The sequence below is a fragment of the Mycoplasma sp. 6243 genome (assembly GCF_051200785.1).
Lineage (GTDB): Bacteria > Bacillota_I > Bacilli_A > Mycoplasmatales > Metamycoplasmataceae > Mycoplasmopsis.
The window spans coordinates 138,222-156,907 of record NZ_CP195154.1 but is presented as its reverse complement, the minus strand read 5'-3'; the positions used below and the strand labels follow the sequence as shown (position 1 = coordinate 156,907).

At 27.5% G+C, this 18,686-nt stretch carries 16 protein-coding genes and 1 tRNA gene; 8 read left to right on the top strand and 9 right to left on the bottom strand.

What is annotated here, in order from left to right:
• Window positions 1-2: 2 nt before the first annotated feature.
• On the bottom strand, window positions 3-2,015 hold the full coding sequence (gene ligA, locus ACR82Z_RS00695) for an NAD-dependent DNA ligase LigA (protein ID WP_435129853.1): 2,013 nt from the start codon (window positions 2,013-2,015) through the stop codon (window positions 3-5).
• Between the two features lie 69 nt (window positions 2,016-2,084).
• Between ligA and ACR82Z_RS00690 the strand changes: the two genes are divergently transcribed.
• The 3 genes from ACR82Z_RS00690 (at window position 2,085) to rbfA (ending at window position 4,206) form a co-directional block, all read left to right on the top strand.
• Window positions 2,085-3,212 (top strand): trigger factor-related chaperone, encoded by a 1,128-nt coding sequence (locus tag ACR82Z_RS00690; protein ID WP_435129850.1) that lies wholly within the window; start codon window positions 2,085-2,087, stop codon window positions 3,210-3,212.
• A gap of 10 nt (window positions 3,213-3,222) precedes the next feature.
• The gene (locus tag ACR82Z_RS00685) at window positions 3,223-3,795 is read left to right on the top strand and encodes a PTS sugar transporter subunit IIA (protein ID WP_435129847.1); all 573 of its coding nucleotides are present in this window, start codon (window positions 3,223-3,225) and stop codon (window positions 3,793-3,795) included.
• 69 nt (window positions 3,796-3,864) lie between these two features.
• Window positions 3,865-4,206: a 30S ribosome-binding factor RbfA gene (rbfA, locus tag ACR82Z_RS00680; protein WP_435129844.1), complete on the top strand. Its 342-nt coding sequence runs from the start codon at window positions 3,865-3,867 to the stop codon at window positions 4,204-4,206.
• Between the two features lie 71 nt (window positions 4,207-4,277).
• On the opposite strand, the gene ACR82Z_RS00675 is transcribed toward rbfA, so the two are convergent.
• Together ACR82Z_RS00675 and ACR82Z_RS00670 are read right to left on the bottom strand one after the other, a co-directional pair.
• The gene (locus tag ACR82Z_RS00675; protein ID WP_435129841.1) at window positions 4,278-6,098 is read right to left on the bottom strand and encodes a R.Pab1 family restriction endonuclease; all 1,821 of its coding nucleotides are present in this window, start codon (window positions 6,096-6,098) and stop codon (window positions 4,278-4,280) included.
• 76 nt (window positions 6,099-6,174) lie between these two features.
• Window positions 6,175-7,017, bottom strand: coding sequence for a Cof-type HAD-IIB family hydrolase (locus tag ACR82Z_RS00670; protein WP_435129838.1), 843 nt, complete (start codon window positions 7,015-7,017; stop codon window positions 6,175-6,177).
• A gap of 59 nt (window positions 7,018-7,076) precedes the next feature.
• Between ACR82Z_RS00670 and ACR82Z_RS00665 the strand changes: the two genes are divergently transcribed.
• From ACR82Z_RS00665 to ACR82Z_RS00645, 5 genes are read left to right on the top strand one after another with little or no spacing between them, the layout of a single operon-like run.
• The gene (locus ACR82Z_RS00665) at window positions 7,077-7,544 is read left to right on the top strand and encodes a hypothetical protein (protein ID WP_435129835.1); all 468 of its coding nucleotides are present in this window, start codon (window positions 7,077-7,079) and stop codon (window positions 7,542-7,544) included.
• The gene (locus ACR82Z_RS00660; RefSeq protein WP_435129832.1) at window positions 7,544-8,077 is read left to right on the top strand and encodes a hypothetical protein; all 534 of its coding nucleotides are present in this window, start codon (window positions 7,544-7,546) and stop codon (window positions 8,075-8,077) included. Before ACR82Z_RS00665 ends, ACR82Z_RS00660 begins: the two co-directional genes overlap by 1 nt.
• Window positions 8,052-8,450, top strand: coding sequence for a hypothetical protein (locus ACR82Z_RS00655; protein ID WP_435129829.1), 399 nt, complete (start codon window positions 8,052-8,054; stop codon window positions 8,448-8,450). The genes ACR82Z_RS00660 and ACR82Z_RS00655 overlap by 26 nt, the downstream gene beginning before the upstream one ends.
• Window positions 8,450-9,082, top strand: coding sequence for an HAD-IIB family hydrolase (locus tag ACR82Z_RS00650; protein ID WP_435129826.1), 633 nt, complete (start codon window positions 8,450-8,452; stop codon window positions 9,080-9,082). The genes ACR82Z_RS00655 and ACR82Z_RS00650 overlap by 1 nt, the downstream gene beginning before the upstream one ends.
• An 8-nt stretch (window positions 9,083-9,090) precedes the next feature.
• Complete coding sequence (locus ACR82Z_RS00645) at window positions 9,091-9,477, top strand: HAD family hydrolase (protein ID WP_435129823.1); 387 nt, start codon at window positions 9,091-9,093, stop codon at window positions 9,475-9,477.
• 135 nt (window positions 9,478-9,612) lie between these two features.
• On the opposite strand, the gene ACR82Z_RS00640 is transcribed toward ACR82Z_RS00645, so the two are convergent.
• The 6 genes from ACR82Z_RS00640 to ACR82Z_RS00615 form a co-directional block, all read right to left on the bottom strand.
• A tRNA-Ser gene (locus tag ACR82Z_RS00640) sits at window positions 9,613-9,703 on the bottom strand.
• 75 nt (window positions 9,704-9,778) lie between these two features.
• On the bottom strand, window positions 9,779-10,471 hold the full coding sequence (locus ACR82Z_RS00635) for a UpaP162 family type II restriction enzyme (RefSeq protein WP_435129820.1): 693 nt from the start codon (window positions 10,469-10,471) through the stop codon (window positions 9,779-9,781).
• Window positions 10,464-10,883, bottom strand: a complete 420-nt coding sequence (locus ACR82Z_RS00630; RefSeq protein ID WP_435129818.1) for a DNA cytosine methyltransferase — start codon at window positions 10,881-10,883, stop codon at window positions 10,464-10,466. Before ACR82Z_RS00630 ends, ACR82Z_RS00635 begins: the two co-directional genes overlap by 8 nt.
• A 5-nt stretch (window positions 10,884-10,888) precedes the next feature.
• Window positions 10,889-11,437, bottom strand: coding sequence for a DNA cytosine methyltransferase (locus ACR82Z_RS00625; RefSeq protein WP_435129815.1), 549 nt, complete (start codon window positions 11,435-11,437; stop codon window positions 10,889-10,891).
• An 83-nt stretch (window positions 11,438-11,520) separates the two neighbouring features.
• Window positions 11,521-12,045: a hypothetical protein gene (locus ACR82Z_RS00620; protein WP_435129812.1), complete on the bottom strand. Its 525-nt coding sequence runs from the start codon at window positions 12,043-12,045 to the stop codon at window positions 11,521-11,523.
• A gap of 14 nt (window positions 12,046-12,059) precedes the next feature.
• Window positions 12,060-18,503 carry an SGNH/GDSL hydrolase family protein gene (locus ACR82Z_RS00615; RefSeq protein ID WP_435130628.1) on the bottom strand — a complete coding sequence of 2,148 codons (6,444 nt, stop codon included), beginning with the start codon at window positions 18,501-18,503 and terminating at the stop codon, window positions 12,060-12,062.
• Window positions 18,504-18,686: the final 183 nt, after the last annotated feature.

Here is an 18,686-nt window from a genome sequence, read left to right as displayed (position 1 = left end):
TTCTAGATTTTAATCATTTGATTAAAATAATCTTCATTTATAACTTTTATCCCTAAATCATAGGCTTTTTGTAGTTTTGAACCAGCATTTTCTCCAGCGAGTAAAAAGTTAGTATTCTTTGAAATGCTTGATACCACATTGCCACCATTTTTGATAATTTGATCTTTAAAAAAATCTCTGGATTTGCTTAATGTTCCTGTAATTACAAAATTTTTCCCTTTTAATAAATCAGATGTTTTAATATCATCGTTGATATATTCAAAAATACTATCAAGTTTATATATTTCTTCAAGCATATTAGGGTTTTTTATAAAACTCTTGATGCTATCGATTATTACTTGACCGATTGTGTTTATTTGTAACAAAGAATTAAGATTTATTATTGTTAAATCAGTTAATTTAGTTATTTTTGCAGCAATTAATGTGGCAGCAGTTTTACCAACATTTGGAATACCAAGTGCAAAGAGGGCATTTGCTAGTTTAATAGACTTTGATTTATCAATTGAACTTAAAATATTATCAATTTTTTTATATTCTTTGTTTTTGCTCTTAGAATTACCAAAAGAAGGAAGTTTAATGATATCATTTTTATACTTATTTAGCATATATATAGAAGAAAAAGTATTAATATATCCTTTTTGATAAAATAGCTTAATAATTTCATTTCCTAAGGATTCAATATTAACACACTGCTTTGAACAAAAATGAATCAAAGCACGTATTTTTTGTTCTGGACAGTGTTGATTAATACAAAATTGATCAACTAATGAATCATTTTGATGTAGTAGCTGATTACAAGAAGGACATTTTGTGACTTTTTTAAAAATACCATCAGAATTTTTATGAACTAATGCAATAACCTTTGGAATAATTTCACCTGATTTTATTACTAAAACATCATCGTTGATGTTAATATTCATATCTTTTATATATTCATAATTATGCAAGGTAGCATTTGATACTCAGGTTTGGTTTAATTCAACCTTGTCTTTGAAATTTGCAACATAGGTAATTTTCCCGGTTCTTCCTACGGTTGCAATAATTTCTTTGATTTTAGCAACTTTTTCTTCTGTTTCGTATTTATAAGCGATAGCATATTTTGGAAATTTAGAAGTTCTACCAAGCGAATCTCAATATTTTAAGTTATTTAACTTTATAACAAATCCGTCGCAATCATATTCAAAGGAATTTTTGATCTCTTTGAATTCTTTGATGAAATTTCATATTTCATCAAAGTCTGCAGATGTCTTATTATGCTTGCTGGTGGGTAAATTCAGTTGATTTAGAAAATTTACCACATCGCTTTGTAAATTAATATTATGTAGTATTGGGTCTGTTATATCATATAAAATAATTGATAATCCACGTTCTTTAACAATATTTTTATCTAGCAGTTTTAAAGTTCCGGCAGCAGCATTGCGTGGATTAGCTAGAAGTTTTTTATTATCAGTTTCCAGTTTTTTATTTAGTTGGTTAAAACGAGTTTTAGATAAATATACTTCACCTCTTATTTCAATTGGTTTTAGATAATTAATTTGTTTAGGTAAGTTTTCAATTTGAAAAACATTTTCTGTTACATCATCGCCTTCAATCCCGTTTCCACGAGTTAAAGCCTGAATCAGTCTACCATCTACATATTTCAAAGAAATAGATAATCCATCAATTTTAGGTTCGCAATTAAATGAAATATCAGAACTTATTTGTTGCTTAATATCATTTAAAAATTTAAAAACATCTTCTTTTGAGTATGCCTTATTCAAAGAAAGCATCGGTTTTTGGTGGATTACTTTAGCGAATTTCTCGTTGTTTCAAGCACCTAATTTTAAAGTTGGTGAATTAGGTAGGATCAGATCTGAAAAAGTCTCTTCTAATGCTTGTAAGCGCTTATATTCGCTATCATATTCAGAATCCGAAACACTTGGAGCATCAAGCATATAATATTCTCAGTCTCATTGATTAATTTTTTCAACTAATTGCTGAATTTGGTGTTTAACTTCTAAATTTTTATCTTTCATTAAATAATTATACAAAACATTTTTATACACTTATTTTATTTATAGTAAAATTTAAATAAAGGAGTTTAAATGAAATATACAATGACAAGCATCTTGGTTGATAAAAACCAATGAATTAATTACCAAAATGAAGCACTAAACTATCTAAATACTACCAAAAAAGGTAAAGTTTCACAACAAGATATTTTATCATATGCTTCACGTGGTGTTATTTTGCTTGAGAAACAAAAAATATTTACAGATGTACTTAAAGATCGTGAATCTAATAAAGTTGCATTTATGCCTATTGCTGAAAACATTCACATGAATGTGGATTCAATTTCATTTGATTTGAAAACTTATTATTTAGAAAATTATCTAGATGATTTGACCTTAGATTTTAAACCAACTAATGATTTTGTTTTATCTGACACAGATGAAAAAATAAATAATTTTGTCGATGATTATGTTAAAAACCAATCACCACGTAAGTTCCGTACCACAGATGATATTGAACCTAATGATCATGTTATTTTAGATGCTTTTGATCCTATTTCAAAACGCAGACAACGTTTTGAATTATTAGCAAAAGCAGATAAAGACAGCACATTAGAAAGTAAGTTAGTAGGAATGAAACCTAAATCAACATTTGATTTTGATTTAGAAACAACTAAATTACAAATTACCATTATTGATGTTTTTTATTACCTTGATGAAAAATTAAATGATGATAATGTAAAAGAAATGCAGATACCGGGTGTTTTCGATCTTAAATCATTAAAAGATTTTATTTTTTATACCACAAAAGAAGAAGTGGTTACTAATTCATTATTTACTTATGGAATGAACATTTATAAGGAAATAAAGAAATTTAATAAACCGATTGATTTTCCACAAGATTTAATTCAAAGTGATATTGAAGGATTTAACTTTGATGAAAAATTCGAAGGTGATAAGGTTGCAATAGTTAAAGAAACATTAACTGACTTCTTTTGATTAAATGTTATTTCTAAAAAGTATGATATTTTTATCTCAAATGAAGAAATTAAGGAAGAAATTGCAAAAGTAAAAGCATCATTAAATCCTGTTATGGAAGAACAGATTGATCCTCGTCGTATTTCTGATGCGATTTTAATGCAAAAACTAGGGACAATTTTCTTGAAAAAGTATCATTCTGATACATATACAGAAATCGAAAAATATTTAAGGTTTAAATAGAAAGGATGTTATGTTAAGAGATTGCATAGCAAAACTATTTGGTAGAAAATCAAAAAAAACAAATCAAGAAGTTAAAACAAAAGAAATAAATCAACCAGCAAATGATGTAATTCATAGTCCAATAAAAGGAAAATTTGTAAACCTTTCTGATGCTAAAGACCCAGTTTTTGTTAGTGGTGCTTTAGGCGATGGATTCGCAGTTGAATTTGATCATTATTCTGGTGTTGTTCCTGTGTTTTCACCAGTTGAAGGTGTAGTAGAAATGTTATTTGCTACCAAGCATGCTGTAACAATCAAAGCAAATAACAATGCATTAGTTTTCGTTCATATTGGAATTGATACCGTCAAACTTGATGGACAAGGGTTTGAAAGTGTAGTTAAACAAGGTGATAAAGTTAAAGTTGGCAAAGTGCTAGTTAATGTGGATTTAGATTTAGTGCATTCAAAAGGTTATACTTCCGATGTTCATGTAACTGTTTTACCTGAAAGTAATTATAAAGCAGTTAAATTCTTAGCAGATCGAAGCACAAGTGATACAGTTGTATTATCTGAACCAATTGCCGAGGTGGAATTAAACAAATAAAAATGTTGCTGAAATTATATTTCAGCAACTTTTATTCACTAAATATAAGATAAATTATATAATTATGCTATGAATGAAATTAATTTAAAACGAAAAGAATCACAAGTGCATCAATTGATTGCTGATATTCTTGAACATAATATAAGTAATGTAAATATTATTAATCCAACTGTAATGGATGTGAGATTATCATCTGATTTATCAGATTTAAAGGTGTATGTAAATTTTGAATCTAATACAAAAAAAGGACTTATTGCATTAAATAATGCTGCTGGTTATGTTCGTAAGATGTTAGCAAAATCTTTGGACTGACGAAAGGTTCCTACAGTTAGATTCTTTATTGATGATGTTTCTGAAAAAGGAGCAAGAATTGATGAGATACTAAGAAATATAGAAAAAGAAAAACAATAAAAAGTGATTAATTATTTTCAAAAACCCACTTTGCGGGTTTTGTTTTTACTCTTAGAGTTTTTATTACTTTCTTATGATGCTACATTTTCATAAAGTTCATTTTGTTTATATTTTAACACAGAACTTAATATTCTTATAATATCTGTGTTATGTTCTTTTGATAAATTAGCAAAAAGCAAAATAATGTGTATAAATAAGTCTGTATATCTTTTTCTATCTATGACATAATTAATAACAGAAGTTTTGGATATGGTTTTACCTATAATTGGCTCATTGTTTATTACAAAATTTTTTGCTGATAAATTTAAAAACAACATTGCTTGTGTTCCAATTGCTTTCTGTTTATAATCAATTTTAATTTCTATGAAGTCATTATCAATGTATTCACTAATAAAACTAGGTTTTATTACATCAACGGTTTGAAAACTAATAGGCAAAATGATTTTAGGATTTTCAACCCTTTGTTTTCTTGTTATTTTATATTCATCTTCAATGTATGTTTTAATTGATTCGACTTTTTCTAATAAATTTGTTAAAAACTCTAAATCGATAAATCCTTTATTCAACCCTCAATAAAATATATCAGATAATTCAAAAATATATTTATCTTCATCCTTGTTATTTTTAAAAGCAAGTTTATAAAGAGAAGGTTTGCTGTAAAAGTCTTCTACTTTTTTATCATATCCTATTTGTATTTCTAAAAAATCTTTATCAGTAATTACTTGTGATGCAGAAGGTTTTATTTCACCTTGTTCAAAATGTTTCTCTCTCTTTTTAAATCTATATTTTCCAGAAGGTGATATGTTGGTGAAATTTCAAATTAATTTGTCGGTATATATTGATAAAATAGAATTATTTTCTGATAGTTCTTTTTTAAAAAACAAATCTATTTCTTGGTAGATGCTTTGTTCACCCTTAGTATCTATGTTTTTTCATATTTCCTTATTAACAATTGGCGAAAAATTACCTAAAAAATAAAACTCATTTTTATTTTGAGAATATCAAGATTTTAATATTTGTAGATATTTGAAGATTTTTAAGGCAGTTTGTCCTTTAACTCTAATAGATTGAGCATTTTCCTGATCTAAAAACCCTTTATTAATTACTAACTGATTCATATCTCTTAGAGTGCTAAAATGAGCATAATTACCTGTAATTGACTTGTCTTTATATTTTGTATGCACATCTTCTATATATAAAAACTGATTTAAGCAGAATTTATAATTTGAGTTATGAACCGAAAAAGTAAAGGTTTTTATTTCATCGAAACTCATCCCTTTTAAATCTTTTTTATAAAGAGCTATTATAATAGGAAATTGTGTATTTTTGGATGTATCATTGAACAAATTTGATGAAATTATTATCCCATCTGTAAGAACATAATTATTTTTAAATTGACCTAGTTGATTAAAATTAGATTTTTTAATCAAATAAGACAACGGATGTAAAACACAAATATATTCAGCATCCAAATGGTTAAACATCTTTAAAAAAGAAATTCCCATATCTCGTGCTTTAAATGTATCATTTATTAGCATACTTCCTTTTTGGTTTTTCATATAAAAAGATGTTCAGTTGTTATATGGTGGATTCCCTACAATTAATAATTTTTTATCATTTGTACATATATCACTTCTTTTCAAATCGTTTAATGCATTTTTATTTAATGTTTTATAAATTTTATAGTTATCTTTAACATAATCATAATAGTGCTTGTCGATATCAACATAAATAAATTTGTCTGCAACTTCATCTGTGATAAAATCACCATTTCCACCAGATGTATCAGCAACAAAATCAAATTCAACTTTATTTCTTTTAATCATTTTTCAAGCTATATCAACAACAGCTTTTGGTGTAAAAAATTGTCCTAACTTAATTTTTTTGTTCATAATATCCTTTATAAATTGTTTTACATATCTAAAAATTACTTATTTATATACATTTTATTAAAAAACCTCAAAGAGGTTATTTGTTTTTCTTCAAACCCTGTGAAATAGCACGTTTTAATTCAAAATCACTACGATATAAGTAATCATCAATTGCTTCTGCTAAACCGTTTTGTTCTACTGTGGATGTAAAATATTTAGCAAAAGTTCTGGAATATGAATCAGTGTTTTCCATTGCATATGTATATCCTGCTGTTTTGAACATAGAAATATCATTTTGACTATCACCGATAGCCATTACATCATCAACAGATGCATTTAAAAGATTATCGCAAACTCACTTAATACCACTACCTTTTGATACACCTGCTTTTGTTATTTCAATATGTGATTTAAGGTTGACAATGTTTAAATTGATACCCCTTTGCTCTGCAAGTTCACAAAATTTATCAACAAGTTCTAATGGTCCATATGACTCAATTTTATGTAAATCAGATGGTATTTCACCTGTTTCGATTCAGTCGGTATATTCACAAAAATCACTAATGAATTTACGGAAACGATCATCAGCACCTTTTAAATAATATTTATGTGTACCAAAATAATATAGCCCTAATCCTAGTTCATCTGCTAGTTCTCAAACTTTTTTTGCTTCTTCTTGTGGAAGATATTCAATATGCAAAATTTCTTTTGTTTGATTATCAAAAATTAACGCACCATTCGAACAAATGATATATCGAGAGTGTACTTTTTCAGCTAAATTTTGAATTTTCGGATATGGTCCATTACCGGTATTAATGATAAAAGGGATTCCTTTTTCAACAACTTCATGAATTTTTGAAACATTTTCTTTTGTTAATTCTTTACTTGGAAAGGGATATATAGTCCCATCAACGTCACTAAATATAGCTCATTTTTTCATACATAAATTATAAAATAATTTATTAATTACATACACTTTTTATTATAAAATATAATAATATGAATTTAATTTTAGAAAAACTTAAACAAAAATATGATATAGATAAGCGATCATTGCGCATTTATTCGATTGTTGATTCACTGTTGTCATCGATTATTTCACTACTTAGTATTGCATCTATTTCAGTTGCTATTTATGCATTAGTGGTGCTGGTCCATAAAGGAAACGAAGATAAAAAAGTTTTTGAATCAACATCTTATATTTTGTTAATGGTGCTAGTTGTATTTATAATTTTCTCATTTATTTTGACATTAACCTTGATTATTTATAAATATTTTGATCGTTCTGCTAAGTATAAAAAAATTGTTAATACTTTAAAATACCTTGATTTAAAGTATCATAGCAACCAAATTTCAAAGGCTGATTTAGAAGTGATTATTGATAAACTTTGAGAAAAAGCAACTAAGAAAAAGAAAGTTGGTATAGGTAAAATTCTTAAAGCAGAGTTTCAAAGAGGGATAAAATAATGCAATCAAAACGCGATTTAACACCAAGAAAAATGTATGGGAAAATTATCAAAAATGCAAAAATCAAAATGTATGTCTATGGAGTTTTTTATTACATTTTAAACCTTACCACTATTATCACAGCCTTTTATATTAGTATCATCGCGATATTGTTTTTAGCAGGGAATAATCCACACTTTTTAAACAATGTCAATCCATATAAAAACGACTTCATTAATAATTCATCGAACTATATTTTATTAACTACCATTATTAACTCGGTTTTATCATTAATATCAGGTATTTTGTCTTTATTTGTCGTTAATAGTAAGTTTATCTTTTATAAAAAGAAAGTTAAGCAACTTGAAATGGAATATGTATTTTATAAATCAAAGTTGTATTTATATACACATAATAATGACACCAACAAATTCATTTTGTACAAAAGAGCATTACATATTTTAGAAACTGAAAGATATAAATCAACAGCACTATTAGATATTCAAGATTATCAAAAAGGAAGAAAAAATGAGCAAGATCAAACAAGTTTATAATTCAATAGCAGTTATCCCAAAAATGCATATGATGAAAAATTATGTGCAAAAAAAGTATGTTCTTTGAAGAACAATATTCATACTTTTAAGTATTTTATCAATAGCAGTATCTGCATCAGTTGTGGTATTAAACCTATATTCAATTCGTTGAAATAGTTATCCAAATGAAACAATGGCTATGTTTGTTGCTATTTCATTTATTTCTTCAATATCAACATTTTTAATTTCAATTCAATCTTTTTTAAACTTATCAAATCGTAAAAATAAATTAAGAGACAATTTAGCTAGATCAAATGAAATAACATTGGAATTAAAAGCAAAAACAGACTTATCACAAGAAGATATTGATAACATTTCGGAATTATTTAGCTAATGCAACTAAGATTTTATTTTAAGGATTTAAGTTCAATAACAGAAAATAAACTTAGCAAAATCCAAATACAATGCGAGGATTTTGCTAAGTTTAATTATATAAATAAAGTAATATGTTTGTTTAATGCAAATAATGAAATTTTAACTAAAATACATAGTATACAGTTGAATAAGGAAAATATATATGATTTAAAAGTTATGAAAATTAATTTTAATTTGAATGATATTGATACCTTTGTTTTTGATTTAGATGGGACATTATTGACATCCGATTTTAAACTTTTAGATGCACAATTGAATGCATTAAAATACTTAGAAAGCAAAAATAAAAATATTATCATTGCAACAGGAAGACCAAAGTTTACCATTCAATCATTTATCCATCAAATACCTACACAATTTCCATTAATTTTAGCAAATGGTTCGATGATCTATGATTTAAAAAATGATAAACTGGTTAAATCATTTGATATCTTAAAAGAAGATGCATTTGATTTATATGATAAATTAATTGAATTAAATTTTGATTTTTTGTTCTATACTAAAGATAAAATGGTTGCATACAATACTCACTTAAGTGATTTTTATATAAAGAAAAATTATCCTAGCAGAGTTAAAAAAGTAGATATATAGAAGCAAAAGTGGATTTAAAACAATATAATTGACAATATTTTAAATTCTTAGTTGTAAGAAGACAAAACGATGAAGAGATGTTTATTGAACTAAAAGAATACCTTAAAAATAAAGCAAATATTACTGGTGTAGTATCACAAAAACAATTTTTTGATATCACATCCAAATTTGCAACCAAAGGTAATGCACTAAAATGGTTGCTGGATAAATATAATTTAGATGCAAATAAAACAATGGTGTTCGGCGATGCTGAAAATGACATATCAATGTTTGAGATTGTAAGATATTCAGCAACTACAGCTAATTCATTTGAAATAGTCAAAAATAAGGTTCATATGCATCTACAGAGCAATGATGTTGCTTGGTTAGCTGAATTTATAAAGAAAGACACCTAAGGTTAAAAGGTGTCTTTAAATTATTAAAAATTAAAAATTTGTTTAAGGATTTAAAACAAATTTAAGAATGATTTCATTTAAGAAACCAACTTGCTTAAAAAAGGTATGAAAATTTGAATTTAAATATTAAAAAAATGGCGGAACAGAGAGGATTTGAACCTCCGCGGGAGTTGCCTCCCCTACAGTCTTAGCAGGACCGCCTCTTCAGCCTCTTGAGTACTGTTCCATTTGAGACCTATGTTATTATAACATAATAGGACTTTTACAAAGAAAAAATAAAAAATTTTTTTGTGATGAAATGTTATTGTTTAAGTCTTTCAAATATCTTTTGTAAAGATGCAAAAGTCTTTTGATTAGAAATCGAATCAGTTGGATTAAGTTTATTGTTTTTGAAAAATTCTGAATCAATAATTAATCTCCCAGATTCTGCTTTAAAATTTGTGCTTCAGTTACGGTGATCCTGTTTGTGTCTGCTATCAAAAGAAAATTCCTCAAGTGCATATATTGAAAAATCTTCTATTTTTATTTTATCATAATATGATCTTTCTGGTTTAACATCCAAGATTTTATATTTAATTTTTATGATAAGATAAAAGAAGTTTTTACCTTGCTTTATAAATTTATGATAATCTAATAACAGTTTGCTTATAGATGCAACAGCATTATTTTTACTTGTGTTATTTTCAACTTTTATATTAACTAAAAACATAACATCTGAAAAATCTAAGATAAAATCATAACTTTGCGCAGTTGTCTTAGATTTGCGATAAATATTTACAACAAAATCACAAAATACATTCTTTAGTTTTTGATATACAAATTCTTCTATGATAAATCCTATTGCTGTTGAAGATCGAAGAGTACTATTTTTAGATTCTAATAAATTTAAATCTTCTGCATTAACTTGTATTTGATATTTATACATTTTAAATATATTATGTAACTGACTTATCAAAAGAGATTTATATTTATTTAGTAAATTTCAATTATTCATAAAATACCTTATTTATAATTTTAGCAATTTCTTCGGATAATTTCGGAGGGACAGCATTACCAATTTGTTTTAAGATATTACTTTTTGAAGAAGTAAAAATAAAATCATCTGGAAAACTTTGTAATCTAGCGAGTTCTCTAGGGGTCATAACCCGGTGTAGTTTTGGATGCAAATGAACTCCACCATGATTTTCTTTTACCGTAGTTGCCGGTCTATCATAAAATTGTCTTTTAAATGCATCGGAATAATTTTTCATCGGGGATTTACCAGGTTGTGTATTTTTAATTTTTTCAAACATTTTAGGTGAATGCTTTGAAAAAATATGATTTCATTTTACATCCTCAGAAACATTTTCTAAATCAGATATAACATCATATACGGTTTTAATAGGTAGAAAAGTGTTTTCAAGCATTTTAATTACTTTATCAACTTTTTTTCCTTTTGATGTTGTTTAGCACCGATAAAAATCACTCTCTGACGCTTTTGTGGAACACCAAAATTTGATGCATCGAGCAAGATATATTTTGCATAGTAACCGATGCTATGTAATTTATCAATAATTTTATTTATGACTAAATTTCCATCATGTTCTTTATACGAAAGAATTCCTTTAACATTTTCTAAGACAAAAAGACTTGGTTGAATATCTTCAATTACCTTTATGGTATATTTATAAAGCTGATTGCGATTGTCATCTTTATCTCTTTTACCAGCCATTGAATATCCTTGACAAGGAAAACCACCGATGATAACATCGATGTTATGCGCATAGTTATCCTTAAGATATTTTAAGACTTTTGGATCAGTAATGTCATTAACAAAGGCATCTTGGTTAAAATTAAGATTATATGTATCTAGTGCAGGTTTTCAAAATTCTACGGTGTCTGTAATCACAAAACCATTTTTTACAAATCCATATGTTAATCCACCACAACCAGCAAATAAATCAAGTAATTTCTTATCCATAATTTAATTATATCTTAATGCTACTTATAAATACATAATTATTGAAAATATTAAAAAAACAAGGATATTACCCTTGTTATTATTTATTTATGTTGCTGCAAAGCAGCAGCTTGTGCTTGTAAACTTTGGATGCCGGCATAAATTTGGAAAAGAACCGAAACAATGTTTTGTGGGATTACATGTTTTGAACCTGGTGTAAGCAATGATTTTGTATAAAAGTGCATTACCTTAGTGAGAGTGCTATAATCCCCACCTGTTGGGATTAGATTCATAATATCTTTTACAAAAGTATTTAACTTATCTAAAGTCTCTTTGTTGTTTAAATTATTAGTATTTTTGGATGCATCAGAAACTATAAATCCCGGTGCAATCACAGCTAAAAAGTTTGTAAGAGCTTTTTGTAAATCATCTTTGGTATATTTTTTAGTATCTTGTGCTACATCTGCTAAGGTTATTTGTGGAAGAACATGTTGATTAAAAATATCATCATCAGTTTGTTTTGGTTTTGGTTTTTGTTGAACTTGTTGTGTGCAAGCAACAGCAAAAGCAACAGAAGAAATTGTTATGCTACCAAAACCAAGATATCATCATAATTTTTTAACTTTCATATATTCCTTTCGGATTATTTAGCAGTTCTTTGTCAACCTAAATATCCTTTTTCGATTGCTTCTAACAACACATCCTTCATTTTTTTACTGCTAATATATTTATCATTTTGATTACCGTGATTGTTATAGAAAATGTAGTTGATTAGCAAGTTCTTGTCATAATTGGTAGCAGAGTTATTGTTGGTACCTCAAAATGAAGTAGATTTAGTCCCAATAATATAAGTATCATCAAAAATACTTGAATTTGTTTTTGAAGTAGCTCCAATAGCAACTTTTTTATCATTAGTTAGTTTGTCTCAACTAGATTTAGAATCATTAGTTGTGGCAGCATTAAATGCTCTTCTTAAACCATCATTTCAGTAGCCTTGTACATCATAATTACTGCTATTTCAGAAACTTACTCCTGTTACACCAGCACCATCATGAATTCATCATAATATCAGCGCAGAAAGTCTAAATAAGAATTTATATTCTGGATTATTCTTTTTGTTATTATTTGTATAGTCAAAAGAATTATCTGCTGATTTTTTAATCATCTCTTTAAATGCTGGTTCAGTTAACACAGCAACTAAATCTGAAACACCGGATGCATTTTGTAGAATTTGAGATATTCCACCTGTTTCAAAACCATATGATTCATCTGAATTATCATTTTTAGATACATCCTCATTACTTGGTTGGTTGCTTGAGTTTGGTGATGCACCTTGTACATTTTGTGGCTTTGCAGGTTGTGTTGGTTTAACCTTAGTAAAGTTATCAATAAACTTATAAATTCCTGTTTTATTTTCACGACTAGATGATTCAAATAATCTGTTTACTAAGGTTATATAGTTAGCATCAACGATTGAATCAACAAGCGCTTTAAGTAAGTCTTTTTGTGCAACAATTTTGGTTAATGATATCTTCTTTTTATCATCAGTTAATATCATATATAAAGCACCATCCATAATTGCACGTTTTACTTTATTAGGATTATGATCCTTGCTAAAGTCAATTGCTTTGATGTTATCGTAAATGTGTGTAATCATTTGTGATAATTCATCTCGTTGCGCAAGTTGTTTCATTAAGTTGGTTAAAACAGTAGTAAATAAATTTAAATCACTTTCATCGTTTAGAGCAAAACCTGCTTTTTTAAGTGATGCGATTAATAATTGTGCAAGTCCTTTTGGAAGTCTTGGGTCAGGATTTTTAAGTACACTCTTTAATCATTCGGTGAATTTAGTCTTAAATTGCTCTGATTGACTTGATTTAAATAAGGTATTTAATGCACTTCATCAATCGTTATTTTTATTATATTCACCTGCACGATCAATAAAGTCACTGAGAATTAAATTGATTAAATCACGGATATTAGAGTCTTTAAGCGCAAGAGCAAATGCATCATTGATAAATTCTGGTCCAGTCAGTTCGCTTTGATTTATAAAGAAAGAAGAAAGGTTTATTGATTTAATAAATGTTTTAGTTTTTTCTTCGTTATTTAATAAGTTACTTACAATCGCATGTAATAACTCTTTAGCACCATCTTTGTGATCACTAATAACTTTATCATTAAGAACTTTCTTAAATAAATCAAAGTACAAGAAATTAACATTGGTTTTGATGTTGTTGGTAAAATTGGTTACAAAGGTTGCTAAATCACTACTATTTTTAACTGAATCAACTGCTGCCGATAATATTTTATCAAATACACCTGTGCGATCAAATAATCCATCAAAATCATTAGCGACTGCATCGATAAATGTTGTTATATGATCAGTTTTTTGGATATTTAAGTATGTTATTACATTATTGATAATTGCTTTGATTACGACTTTTAGATCGTTTGAAGATAAAGCAGTTTTTAATACAGATTTAATAGCATCTTTAAAACTAGTTTCATTATTTGATTCATTTAGATATTTTTTAATAACATCTAAAATAGATTTGGCATCTTTAAAGGTGTCATTGTGATCGATGAAGTATTTGACGATATTAACAATAACTGTCTTTAGTCCATCAACTCTTAAAGCAGAATTAATAATTGTAGTGAATTGTTCTTTGTTGATAAGGTTATTGTTGACAAAGGTTTCTAGGTAACTTCCGAATGTGTTTCATAAGATTCCACCAAAATCAACTTGATTAATAAGAAGTTCAAATCCATTTTCAAGGAGTTTACTAAAGATGTCCTTGTTATCACCTTGTTTAAGTTGTGGTAGAGCAAGCATATTATTGAGCAATTGAATGAATTTTGCTTCATAACTTGGATCAGAAGAAAATACCTTAACTTGCTCTAATCATTTGTTAAATAATACACTTAATTCAATTTGTGTACCGTTGGTTGATAACAGTTTTACAAGTCCATCGATAAAACTTTGAGAAAGTTTTAAAGTTTTGTCAGTTACACCGAAGGCATCAATTAATAATTCAGCTGCTTTTTCTTGTTTTGATGCATCGATGTTTTTGAATATCGATGCATAAGATGTTTTATTAATTTGTTTTACTAAAACTTTTGCCAAAAGTTGTTTGAAATTGTTAGATGTATATAATTTTGCAAAAATATTTGTCAATATAGATTTAATTGCATCTTGGAAAGGTTGTGAAGTAAAGATTTTTTGCACCAAATCTGATCGACTTGTAAAAGTTTTAAAGGTATCAAGTCTTGATAATAAATCATCAATAGCAGCAAAAATTTGAGTTTTTAAACTTGAATCATTAATTATTTCTTTTGTACCTTCTTTAAGTAGGTGTAAATCAGCTCCTAAATTACTTAAACTTTGTTTTTGTTCATCGGTTAATGCTTTATCAAGAATTTGATCAACTCATGCTTGATTTTTAATAAAATCGTTATATAACTTCTCTAAAATAGAATTTTTAACTACATCTCTTAGTGCATCTGTGAATGTGTTGAAGTTAGTAAATTTGCTTGTGTTGTCTAAAATATATTGTATAGTGCTATCTAAAACTGATACAAATTCATCGTGAGTTAATAATGCATTTATGCGTTCTTTTAGTTGTTCCTTGGTTAAATTAAATAATGTATCAGGTAAGAAAGTTTCTAAAACATATGATAAATCTTGTGTTTTGAAAGTATTAAAGAACGAAATAAGTAGTTTTCTAAATTGATCTTTATGTTCAGAAATAAATGGTGTTTCAATAACTTTTTTTCAAAATTCATAGTCTTTGAAGTTAATAACTTTTGAAATTTCACTAAAAATATTTCAAGCAATTTGATCAACGTTTTCTGATTCAGAAAGTCCTTTGATTGCTGCACTAGCAACTTGTGGAAAGTTTTGCATCTGATTTAGTAAATCTACTAAACTTGGATAAAGTGATTGAAGTAAATCAAGATACTCATCTGAGATGTTGTAGTTATATCTACGAGCAAATTCGCGAAGAAGTTTTGCAACTGTATTTGGTAGATGTTTTGCTTGTGCCTGTGGAATCAAAAGTGGTGCAAGGTATTTATTTAGGATGTTTTTAAAGTCTGTGCTCTTTAATAATATGTTGGTAATGTCTCTTGGTCCATTTGATTTATCAAAAAGGTTAGGATTTAAAATTATTACTTTAATTGTATCTTCTAAGAAATTTATACCTTGCTGAGTTTGTAAATATGATGTTAATAATGGAGTTACTTCGTTGGAATCTAGATAAGGTTTTGCTGCATCCTTTGATAATAAATCTTTTAAAGCAGGAACAATATTTTTAGCAAAGATACCACGTTTATTTAGTTCATTAAAAATAACTTTAATAATTGCGGCTGCAGCATCAGCATTCTGTGAGATTCAAGGAGCAGAGATTAATTCTTGAATTTTTTCACTTGGTAAGCTGGTAAATTTATCTTTGATTACATCAAAGACTTTTGATGGAATTTTTGCAAATTCATCAAAAGGATTGTTTGATGTTTTAATTTCTGAAAGACTTTCTCCGATTACATCAATTATGCTTTGGGTAAATTTATTATCATTGATTCATTTTAGGATGTGTGTAATCAAATCGTTAATAAATTGACTAATTTTTGGATCTTTGCTATTTAATCCAAAAGTTTGTATTGATGTTGAAAATGCATCAATTAAAACATTTGCAAAATCTGGATCATTAATAATGTTATTTAAAACAGCATTAATTGAATTTTTGTTGCTATCATAAGGAACACGTTTTACAATTTCTGTAACTATATCAGCGAAATTATTAGCATTATCTCAAATATCCACATTATCGATTATTGCATCTACACTTACATCTAAAAGTGTATGGATATGTGGTTGCTTAAAGATAAGTTGAACTAATTTTGCTACAGCATCAGAAGAAATGTATTTAGAAACCTCTTTCTGCTTGTTAATAGTTTTGGCAATTTCTTGTGAAATTCTTGCTAAATTATTTTCATCTAATGCATTTTTAACTACTTGTTTAGCAAAGTCTTTGTGATTTTTGAATAAATCTGATTGAGCTACCCTTTTGATTATGCTAAATAATATTGTTGGATTTCCAGTTGTAGTAAATTTATCATAAACTTCTTTGATTGCATTGGTAAATAAATCAGGTAGCTTGATGTCACCTACAGTTTTAAGATGATTTAATACTGATAAAGTTACTTCATCAAAGACTTTAAATTCATTGTTTACATTGGTAATTAAGGCTAAAAAGTCGGATACAACAGATTCAACTTGTTCAGAAGTGATATTCTTATCAATTTGTCCTTTCTTAAGGAAATTGTAAATAATTTCAGTAGTAATTTTCTTAAGTTTTGGATTTGAAAGAACTTCAATAAGGAGGTTATTTACATTAGTTGTAATTTGTTGATTTTGATTTTCATCACTAAATAAAGCCCGAATGATATCAGGTAAGGTTTTAACTTCAGTGAATTTACTTGGATTTAAGATAAATGAATCGACTAATAAATCTATTAAGTTTTTAAGGTATTGTGATGAAATAAATGCTTGCGAAAGTTGATTTAAATCATCCTTTGTGAAGTTAAAATCACTTAGATTTTCCTGTAATTTAGTATTTAAAAATCCTGAAATCTTGTCTTTAAAAACACTTAAAGAGTTTTTTAAGATTGTTTTTAAAGCAACAGCGAGCTGGTCTTTGTGTTCTGTTACTAGTTCACTTTGTGAAAGCGAAGCAATTAATAAAGCAAGGTTTTCAATATTGAAGACTGCATCCTTAAATACCGGAGCAACTTTATCTAAGGTTAATTGTCCATTTGCACGAAGTTCAGAAAGAGCAGATTCAGTGTTATAGATTATGTTTTTAATTGTTTTTGCATTAATAATAGTATCAATAATTGAATCTTTACCATTTTTTCCACTGCTAAGTTTTTGATTCAATAAATTAATTAAAAGTCCGTTTGGATCAAGTTGTTTATATGTAGAATTAGTAGCTAAGAAGTTAAATGCATCTTTAGCACCTTCGAGTAAGTCATTAGTTAACTCACCGATTCTGGTGCTAAAGTTAGAAACTTTTCTTTCGGAAGCTACTTCTTGTTCTTGTTTAGTGCGAGTTTTTAAGTAAGCATCAGTGTTAAAACCAAGAACTTTAGCATTCGATTCCTTTACTTGAATTTCATATTTAGCAGTATCAGCATCTAAGTTTAAGTATTGTTGTGAAAAATCATAGTTTTTATAATCATTAACATTTAATGATGGATTAGTTATCTTAAGATAAATATCCATTGCGATTTTTTTGTAACCAAAGATATTAGGGTGAATATCAAAGAATAAGGTAGTAAACTTAGTTACATTATGATTTCAATAGTCTGCATTAACTGCTTGAATAAAGTTTATATTAGCACGTTTTGCAGCCTCTTTAAGTCCATTATTAAGGTGGTTAATAAGAAAATCAAATGGTGATACATCAAAATTACCACCTAATAACTTATTAACATAATCCCTTAAAATATTAGCCATTCCAAACATCGGGGTTGGATAACTAATAATATTGATGTTTGCTTTTGGGGCAAATGTTCTGAGGTTTGAAACAAAAGTTAATAATCTTTTTTGTGTTTCTCTTAGTGCATCATTAAGCAATTTTGTGAAAAATGTTACGACATCAGCAGCAATTGCTTGTTTTGCTAAGTATTTTTTAACAATTTTTACAACATCATCTTTGGATGCTTGTTGAAAAAGTAAAAATAACATATCATTAGCAGAAAGTGAGAATGTAACTAAGTTAGCATCCTTTAATTTTGCTTTAACTTTTTGTGCATATGTTTTTCAATCCTTACCAAAAATGGTAATCTCATTCTTATTTTCATATGGTATTCCACTTTGATATGGGATATTAAATAAACGAAGTCAATCAAGTAATCTTGAACCAGAAACAGCGAAGTTTTCAAAGTCATCTACACGATTATTTTGGTTTAAAAGTCTTGCTAAATAAGCAGGATATGAAACACCAGAGATGCTTCCATCTGCTTCTTTTTTACCAGGATATGATCTTAACAATGTTCCATCAAATCCTTCTGTAATTGAATCACCAATTGCGACATATCGAATTTTTTCATTCGCTGGAATAAAAAAATCAGATTTATCACGCTGCGATTTAACTATTAACTGAGCTGAATGGGGGGGGGAGATGCTCGCTTGAATTGCTTGGTGAAGCTGTGCAAGAAGCAGTTATAGCAGTTGCTGTAAGCAGCGCCATTCCACCTGTAAATAAAAATC